Annotated in this window: 6 protein-coding genes; 3 read left to right on the top strand and 3 right to left on the bottom strand. The window is 58.8% G+C overall.

Annotated features, from left to right (window positions below; genetic code table 11):
• Window positions 1-37: 37 nt before the first annotated feature.
• Window positions 38-1270 carry a cytochrome P450 gene (locus M3436_04145; GenBank protein ID MDQ3563350.1) on the top strand — a complete coding sequence of 411 codons (1233 nt, stop codon included), beginning with the start codon at window positions 38-40 and terminating at the stop codon, window positions 1268-1270.
• Between the two features lie 900 nt (window positions 1271-2170).
• Here the strand turns inward: M3436_04145 and M3436_04140 are convergent.
• On the bottom strand, window positions 2171-2755 hold the full coding sequence (locus M3436_04140) for a GNAT family N-acetyltransferase (GenBank protein MDQ3563349.1): 585 nt from the start codon (window positions 2753-2755) through the stop codon (window positions 2171-2173).
• Window positions 2756-3190: 435 nt separating this feature from the next.
• Complete coding sequence (locus tag M3436_04135; GenBank protein ID MDQ3563348.1) at window positions 3191-3934, bottom strand: LuxR family transcriptional regulator; 744 nt, start codon at window positions 3932-3934, stop codon at window positions 3191-3193.
• 122 nt (window positions 3935-4056) lie between these two features.
• Here M3436_04135 and M3436_04130 point away from each other — a divergent pair, with 122 nt between their 5' ends.
• Together M3436_04130 and M3436_04125 are read left to right on the top strand one after the other, a co-directional pair.
• Window positions 4057-5361, top strand: coding sequence for an outer membrane protein transport protein (locus M3436_04130; protein ID MDQ3563347.1), 1305 nt, complete (start codon window positions 4057-4059; stop codon window positions 5359-5361).
• A gap of 358 nt (window positions 5362-5719) precedes the next feature.
• Window positions 5720-6115: a hypothetical protein gene (locus M3436_04125; GenBank protein MDQ3563346.1), complete on the top strand. Its 396-nt coding sequence runs from the start codon at window positions 5720-5722 to the stop codon at window positions 6113-6115.
• Here M3436_04125 and M3436_04120 read toward each other — a convergent pair.
• Window positions 6112-6837: an adenosylcobinamide-GDP ribazoletransferase gene (locus M3436_04120; GenBank protein MDQ3563345.1), complete on the bottom strand. Its 726-nt coding sequence runs from the start codon at window positions 6835-6837 to the stop codon at window positions 6112-6114. The genes M3436_04125 and M3436_04120 overlap by 4 nt on opposite strands.
• Between the last annotated feature and the right edge of the window lie 5 nt (window positions 6838-6842).

The following is a 6842-nucleotide window of genomic DNA, read 5'->3' as shown; positions in this document are numbered from 1 at the left end:
CTTCGCTGAGCCACCCTGCCTCCCGGAGGAACTGCTCATGGCTGCACCGACCATGGATCACCTGGAGCTGACGGATCTCTCTGATCCGATCATGTTCACGAACCCGTTCCCGCGCTACGCAGAGCTGCGCCGCAACGCCCCCGTGTCACGTGTCAGGTCAAAACAGCTCGCGCGGAAGGGCGGCTACCTCCTCGCTCGCTACGACGACGTGATGATGCTCCACACCGACAAGCGGTTCTCGAACGACTTCATGATCAACGGCCGTCCCGGTTTGATGAAGCTCATGCCCCGGATGTTCCGCCTGCTGGCCGACAGCATGGTCTTCAAGGACGACCCGGACCACAAGCGGCTGCGTGGTCTCGTCAACAAGGCGTTCACCCCGAAGATGGTCCAACGCATGGCGGACGACATCGAGCGGACCGTCGCCGTGCTCCTCGATGATCTGGATGGCCGTGACGTCGTCGACCTGGTGGGGCAGTACGCCGTACCCCTTCCCCTGTCGGTGATCTCCGAGATGCTCGGTGTCAGTGACGCCGACCGCGACCAGTTCCACATGTGGATGCAGCGGTTCTCCGAGGGTGCCGTCGCGGGCCCGATCCAGCTCATCCGTGCGCTTCCGAACGGGCAGCGGATGATGCGGCTGTTCGAGCGACTCGCCGAGCAGCGTCGGGCCCAGCCCGATGATCGGCTCATATCAGCCCTAGTGCGGGCCAACGAGGAAGGCGACCACCTCAACGATCAGGAGGTCCTGGCGATGATCTTCCTGCTGTTGCTCGCCGGTCACGACACCATCGCGAACCTCATCGGCAGTGCCGCGCTCGCGCTCCTCGACAACCCTGAGCAGCTGATGCGTCTGCGAGAGAACCCGGCACTGATCGACACCGCCGTCGAGGAGCTCCTCCGCTACACCACTCCGGTGCCGTGCGGCGCGGCCCGGATCACCTTGGAGGATGTCGAGGTCGCAGGCGTGACCATCCCGAAGGGGAGCAACGTGCTCGGGATGATCATCTCCGCCAATCGTGACGAAGGCGTGTTCGACCACCCGGACGTGCTCGACCTCGGTCGCAACCCGAACCGTCACATCACGTTCGCGTTCGGGGCGCACTTCTGCCTCGGCAGCCAGCTGGCCCGCCTCGAAGGCAGGACGGCGCTCGCCGCGTTGGTGCAGCGGTTCGAGCACATCGAGCTGGCCGTCCCCCGCTCGGAACTGCGGTACAAGCCGACGCATTCGCTGCGCGGGTTGCGCAGCCTGCCGCTCAGGTTGCGGTGATCGCTGTGGGGAGGCAAGTGAACAGTTCGACTACCCGATCAATGACGAGGACATCGAGCGCACTGGCTGTAGCTGCCACCGCACGTCCGGAGCCCGGTGCCACGCCCGAGACGATCGCAAGAGACGCGCAGGCCGCCGCAGACGTTGTCGCCGACATTGTTACCCATCGTACCATTCGGCGTGCGCGGAAGGCGACAGTCCTCTGGGTAGATGAAAGCCGGACAACAATATTCGGACTCGGCAGTCTCTTGAGGCACTTGGGATAACGATTGTCATCTCGACTTCCACGGACGATGTCCTTACCAAGGTCAAAAGGCAACGTTTCGATGCAATCATCTCGGACATGAGTCGACCTGGCGACGATAAGGCCGGGTATACCCCCCAGTGCCGTGCAAACTCCGCTCCTCGCGCGGCTCGCGCCTGGTCTGAGGCACCTAGCCACTATTTATTGCAAGACGGCTTCTTACTTACGCGGGGCATGGTATTCGAACGACCAGGCGCGACGGCTGAGCGGTGTATGCCTCGAACCTAATGCTGTGGCGCTTGCCCGTCTCGCTGTATGCACCGCACAGCGCAGGATCTGCAGGCCATCTGGCGTTCTTTCCACGGCACAGACTGCCGGGGGCGACGATATGCATTCTAAGTCTTCGCGGTCGCAATGCGTCAATAGGGTCAGGGGCAGATGAGGGGCCATCGCTTTTATCTGTCGCGCCATGGTTAGTACTTCCCCACAGGAACCTCTTTTCTCCAGGAGCACCCACTGATAATCGGTGATCGAAGAACGCAATTTTGCAAGTGCCTCGGTGCTGTTAACGCAATAAGTCAACGTGTGTTCTCCGCGACCGGCCAAACTCGCACATAACGACGCCGTGTCCTGCCCGTCGCCGATCACCATCAACCTCATGCTGCTGCCCTCCTCTCCTGCGTATCCAGGAGATCCTGGTTTACCGCTCGTCGGCATTGCTCGTTGATATCGATCCAGCAAGCGACCGACAAGACCTTTCCGATCCGCATCGCTTGGCCATCCCCAAAACGGCGCAGTGGAATTCCAACTTTGCGCAACAAACGCTCGAGCGCTACGCTTGTTACGAGAACGTATTGCCCTATACCCTGTTGTTCTGCGAAATCGACCACTCGCTGCATCATCGTGAACGTAACCGCACCGAAGTTGACTTGGCGGCAGTCATCAGCAGACGGTCTGACCGCGAAGCGGCTCAGTTCCCAAACGCGCGAACACTCCGGGGCGGGCTCCCCGCGCAGCAGTTCGGAAAACGTGCCTTTTAGCATATAAGGACCGGTAGTCGGCAATAGCCGCGAGCAACCATCTACATCCGGTGCTCTGCCGCGGGCGATCATGTAGATGGGGGATAGTTCGTCGTAACGATCCCTCTCCACTCCCTGCTGAACCTCTACCTCCCAGCCCAGGCGCTCGTAAAACACCGTATGCCTTAAGCGGAACATTGCGTGTAGTGCTTGCCCGTCCATGTGCGAATCGGTCGGATACCCCAATAGGATTTGAGACGTCGGTACTTACCTCCGCTTGGTGATGGCAAGAGTAGACGACAGTACCGCCTTTTTTGTAACTGTAAGATCTGACAGGCGGTGTAAACACCTCGTAATAATTTCGGGGTAACGGCGAGCGAGTGTGGTCTCCTACAACAGCACAGCTGAATGTTGGAGAGTGCCCGCGAGATGGAGTGGCGGTGACATACCGCAATCTGAAGGAGTCGGGCGATACGCGGGAGAGGCGCGCTTATTACGAATACATGCGTGCCCCTTGGTTCGAAGCGGAATCCGCCGATTCAAAATACTATGTCGTGGAGGCAGCGATAGTCGAGACGCGATCGTCGCCTGCCCGGCGAATCATTGTCTCGTTCAATGGAAGGACTGTGCCTATGTCAGTTGCGGGTTTGGCAGGTCTTATAACCGGGGAGATATGAGGCCCTGCGATACGGCCCTGGCGACTGCTTGTTGGCGGTTGCAAGTGGCGAGTTTGTCGCTACAGTTCTTGAGATGAAAAATTACCGTTCGCTCTGAGATGTTCAGTATTTTGGACGTCTCCCAGGTCGTCTTGCCCTCGGCGGTCCAGAGCAGGCACTCCTTTTCGCGCTCGGTCAACTGGATATGCGCATGTTGAAGTTTCGTGTCATCGAAGACGCGCAGAACCGCTTCATGCATATACCCGGTCATCAGATAGGCGATAGGTAACGCTTCAACGAATATCTCTTCACTAATGCGCGGGGCATGAGACGCAAGGCTTAACATGGCTGCCTCGCCTCGACCACCGTGTGCCGGGAAGCTCACCCCGTTAACCAAACCAAAGTCGCGTGCCGCCATCATAAAGTCGATTATCTTAGGATTACCCGCTCGGATATCGCTCCAGACTAGCGGAGTCGTTCGATGTCTGCAGTGCGCGACAGTCGGATCGATCCGGATATACCCCTTTTCGTCGTATAGCTGGCGCCATTCCTGTGGATAGCTGCTAATCAAGACGAACTCTGGCCTGACTAATGAGGCGGGAAACTGCACGCCATAGATAAAACTTTCGAAACCGAGTTGGCGACAGAGAGCAGAACCGAGGGAATGAATGTCGTCAACGGACGTGGCGCGCAGCGCCATGCCGATAAGGTCACTTATTCGTGACGAAGGCATAATGACCTCCAAACATGATTCCTAGCTATCTTCGCTGTATCCCGACCAAGCCGTAAGCTTATAGAATACACAGCGCAAGAATACTGCAATTCCGTGTCAGTCCCAAGTGCTTTCAACAATTAAGGAACCGATTGATGGTCGAATCTAACTGCCGCGTGTCAATCAATGTGCTGTGCATCGTCGGCCTACTGATTTTCAGTGGCAATGCCCTCTGCGGGGGCTTTCAAATCAGCGTACAAACCGCGCCCGGGATCGGTCGCGCCGCCGCCGGCTACGGTCTGGTCGGAGATGACGCCTCGGCTGTCTTCTATAATCCAGCGGCGTTGACTCTTCTGCAAGACACGCAAATACAAGGCGGCCTGTTTTACGTCACCGCCAGTTTGGAGCTTGAAAACCAAGGTTCGACATTAGGAATACTCGGGCAAACTGTGCCGACCGGCGGCGTGAACCGAGATGGAGGCGAAGACGGACCTATCGCGGCGACCTATCTTGTCACCGATCCGGCGGAGCGATTCAGGGTCGGCTTGGGGATCACGACCCCATTTGGATTCGTAACGGATTATAAAAGTGACTGGGTGGGTCGCTATCATGCGTTGCGATCCGAGCTCAAGACCATCGATATCAATCCTTCCTTCGCCGTACGGTTCAACGATCATTTTTCCATCGGGGCAGGCATGAGTATTCAGCACGCGGACGCGACGCTAAGCCGGGCTGTTTTCACCGGCCTGCAGCTTCCCGACGGCTTTGTCCGTGTCAGAGGGAAAGACTGGGGCTTAGGCTACAACGTTGGAGCCATGTATGAAGCGAACCAGAATACCCGTTTCGGCGTGGGTTTTCGTTCCACCATCGAACAGACCTTTGACGGGATCAGAAACCTAGAAGGGGTGCCCGGTTTGTCGGGAACGGTAGGTGCAAAAGCTCGCCTGAAATTGCCGGAAACGCTATACATCGGCGCATATCACCAATTCCATCCACAGTGGGCTCTGACCGCTGGCATACGCTGGACGAACTGGAGCCGGTTCGACGAGATCCGGATCCGGTTTGCGGATGGCAGCCCCGACGATGTCACACCGCAAAACTGGGAAGACAGTTGGACTTTTGCACTAGGGGTGGATTACCGCTACAACGCCGAGTGGACCTTCCGTGCCGGGTACTCATTCGATGATACGCCCGTTCCCAGCAAGCAATTTCGCACACCGAGCATCCCGGATAATGATAATCATTGGCTAGCGGTGGGCGCGAGCTACACCTACCAAGAGAACCTCGTGCTCGATCTGGGCTATACCCACGTATTCTACGAAGACGCCGAGATCGAAAACACCATCAATCTGGTTTCGAGCAATCTCGCGCCTTTGGGAACCTTTAGCAGTACGCTGGTCGGCGATTTCGAGTCCGCGAGCGTCGACGTCGTGGGTGCCCAATTGCGATACAGCTTTTGATCGTTCCGTCCCTGGGGCTTGCGCCACTCCTCCAGCCGATCTTCGCCATTTTCGGAAAGTTCCAGATTCGCCGTGCTGCCTGGACGACTCCGGTAATCCTCTAGGATATCTCCAGGGATCTGCATTTGAACCTGCTAGATGTGACAGGTTCGCACGGAACTCGCCCGGCCTAAACTTAGTTGGGCAGTTGCCTCCTGCGTAGACGTGAAGCGGACGCGCGACGGGAGGGGGAAGTGTCGCAACGCAACCCACTCCACTCCACCGTGGAAGCAACTGCCCAACTAAGCCGAGACACGGCGGATTTTACAGATTCTCACTGGGGTCGGATACAAGCACATAGACTAAACGAGGCTGGCTTGTGGCGCAACGTAGACGGGGCAGTCAAGGGGGGATCTTCACCAAGCTCAAATCCGACAATCAGCTCGATTATGTGCCCACCCGCACCTGGGTCGGTAATCAGATCTACCTGCTCTCGACGCTCCTCGCCCACAACCTCGGCCGTGAACTGCAGGTGATCGCCCATTCTCCCTCGCGCATCACACTCGAGAAACGACCCGCCCTGTGGGACTTCGTGCGACACCCTACGGCGTCGGCTTATCCAGCGTGCAGGCCGGCTGATCCGCCCGCAAGGCCATCTCACTCTCAGCTTGTCCATAAACCCCGCCGTCCGACGAGCTGTTGCATTACCTGGAGCTCTGAAAGCTGCCTGAGATCGGCAAACAACGAAAACTATGCAACGTTGGGGTTTACTTAAACCATCGCGGCGGTGATGAGCACGGCCGACTCGGTGATCTCGACCACCGCTCCCGCCGTATCACCGGTCGCGCCACCGAGGCGGCGGAGCATGGCGGCGCGCACTAGAATGAATGTAGTGAATACGGATGCCAGCATCCACAAGCCATCACTGCCTATCGTCATCGGGATGGCGGCCACGACAACGAGCACGACGATGACCGCCGGCCGGCGTGGAAACGCTCGGGCGTGAACCTCCCCCAAACCGCCGGGCCGGACGTAGGGAGTGGTAAGAAACAAAGCCAGCAACGCGCCGCGTCCGAGCATGGGTGCAAGCACCAGCGGTAACTGTTGGGCGGCCAGCGCTTCCAACGCGGCAAGCTTGACAAGCAAGACCAGTATGAGCGCTACCGCGCCCGCCGGACCGCAGGCCGGATCCTTCATGATCGCCAGGCTGCGTTCGCGATCCCCCTGCCCCCCGGCCCAGGCGTCGGCGCTGTCGGCCAGCCCGTCGAGGTGCAGCGCACCGCTCATCAATACCCAGGCGGCCAGAAGGATCGCCGCGTGCAGCAGGGTGCTGCCCTCTCCCAGCGCCCAAGCCAACGCGGCCAGGGTGAATCCGAGCAGGAGACCGACCAGCGGGTAATAGAGCAGGGACCGGCCAATGTCTTGTTCGCCGGGCGCGTCCGGCAAGCGCACTGGCAGCCGGGTCAGAAACTGCAGTGCGATGAGGAAAGCTTGCAAGCACT

It is taken from the genome of Pseudomonadota bacterium (genome assembly GCA_030859565.1).
Classification (GTDB): Bacteria; Pseudomonadota; Gammaproteobacteria; order JACCXJ01; family JACCXJ01; genus USCg-Taylor.
Note: the sequence above shows the minus strand (reverse complement) of the source record. Positions and strands in the feature narration are given on the sequence as shown.

Bases quoted from the DNA above. Each gene is read 5' to 3' on its own strand.
- M3436_04145 (MDQ3563350.1), top strand. From the start codon at position 38: ATGGCTGCACCGACCATGGATCACCTGGAGCTGACGGATCTCTCTGAT.
- M3436_04130 (MDQ3563347.1), top strand. From the start codon at position 4,057: ATGGTCGAATCTAACTGCCGCGTGTCAATCAATGTGCTGTGCATCGTC.
- M3436_04140 (MDQ3563349.1), bottom strand. From the start codon at position 2,755: ATGGACGGGCAAGCACTACACGCAATGTTCCGCTTAAGGCATACGGTG.